A 1,514-nucleotide genomic window follows, 5' to 3' on the forward strand; every position below is an offset into this window, starting at 1 on the left:
GTTCATCCCCGTCCTGAGCAAGGTGCGAGTCCGTCTGCCCGTTGGCCGTCCCCGCACCCGACCAGTCGCCGTGGCCGGCGATAAGGCCTACTCCTTCCGTGCCAACCGCGCCCACCTGCGTGAACGCCGCATCAAGGCGGTCATCCCGGAGAAGAAGGACCAGGCCGCCAACCGCAGGAAGAGAGGCAGCAGGGGTGGCAGGCCCGTCACCCATGACGCCGGTCTCTACCGCGATCGCAACACGGTCGAGCGGGCCATCAACAGGATGAAGGACTGGCGGGGCATCGCGACCCGTTATGACAAGACGCCCGAAAGCTACCTCGCCGGACTCCATCTCCGCGCCGCGACCATCTGGATCAGCAGCCTCCTGAAAGCACCCTGATCACAACCGGAGACAGTCCCTAGTCGCCCGCGTCACGTCGCACACCATGCTCTCGGGGCGGGCGAAGTTGGCCATCAGGTCGAGGTCGGCCCAGGCGTCCAGCGCGTCGAGTTCGCGAGAGTCCATCGCACGGGCGAGCGCCCGTAGTTCCTCAGCTCGTGGGGCAAGCGCAGGATCCTGGGCCTGGTCATCAAGGTGACGGGCAGTCACCGATCTGTCGTGCAAAACCCCCACAGGGCTCCCCTATCCTGCCCATGGCTGTCGCCAGGTCGTATGACGGATCGATGCACTGGCGGCACCGGCGAGTTTGATCGGAGCGCGCATGGCCCCCAAGCCGCATGGGCGTCGATCGGATGGATCTTCACATCCTCCACAAGAGACGATCGAGAGTAGTGCAGGGTTGTAGTGAAAGTGTGATGCTCTGTGAATTCGGTCGGGACTGACGTGACACGCAGTTGAGGGGGCGTGAGGCGGATGAGCGGGGACGGTCGTAAGCCAGGGGTCGTCCAACTGAAGCCGACGAAGGGGCGTCCCCGGGGGGGTGATCATCGAACCAGAGCCGGAGCCGGTGCCGGAATCGCGGCGGGAGCCGCACAGGACTCCGAGGGTGAACGGGAGTCCGGTCGAGCTGAGCGATTGGTCGCCGCAGGCCCGGATCGCGGGGGACGGACAGCTGCAGGTCAACTTCAACTGGTCGGCCGCAGCCAAGGCGGACCTCGACCTCAGGTGCATGGCACGTACGCGGGACGGTCGAGGCGGCGCGATCCAGCCGCTGGGTGCCAACTTCGGCTCCTTCGATCACTGGCCCTACCCGGAGCTCGATCAGGACGACCCCACCGGTCGCTCGAGGCACCGCGCGGACCATTCGTGGACTGGGCCTTATCGCTCGTCATGTAACGAGCCTCTGACCAGGAGGAGTGGCTGGCACACCAAGGGCCTCCGGAGCCGTGTGCGCAGGTTCGAATCCTGCCGGGGGCACTCGCCGAGGATCAGCAGAAATCAAGCGCTGACCAGGGCGGATGCCGACGGAAGAGGGCTGTCGGCGACGGCTGAAAAGTGGACCAGTAGCGACGCTTGAAAGTTGACCCCCTCCAGGGGGTCTGGCTCGTTGAGCCAGGCCAGGAGGAGTGGT

General features: G+C 65.7%; 2 protein-coding genes. One reads left to right on the top strand and one right to left on the bottom strand.

The window, feature by feature from the left end:
• Nucleotides 1–382, top strand: a 382-nt coding sequence (locus AC07CM_RS50925) for a transposase (RefSeq protein WP_478883363.1), incomplete at its 5' end; no start/stop codon positions are given.
• Here the strand turns inward: AC07CM_RS50925 and AC07CM_RS50930 are convergent.
• On the bottom strand, nt 383–508 hold the full coding sequence (locus tag AC07CM_RS50930; RefSeq protein ID WP_478883364.1) for a hypothetical protein: 126 nt from the start codon (nt 506–508) through the stop codon (nt 383–385).
• Between the last annotated feature and the right edge of the window lie 1,006 nt (nt 509–1,514).

It is taken from the genome of Streptomyces sp. NPDC044061 (assembly GCF_056434305.1).

Coding starts and splice junctions, on each gene's coding strand:
- AC07CM_RS50930 (WP_478883364.1), bottom strand. CDS start 508: ATGGACTCTCGCGAACTCGACGCGCTGGACGCCTGGGCCGACCTCGAC.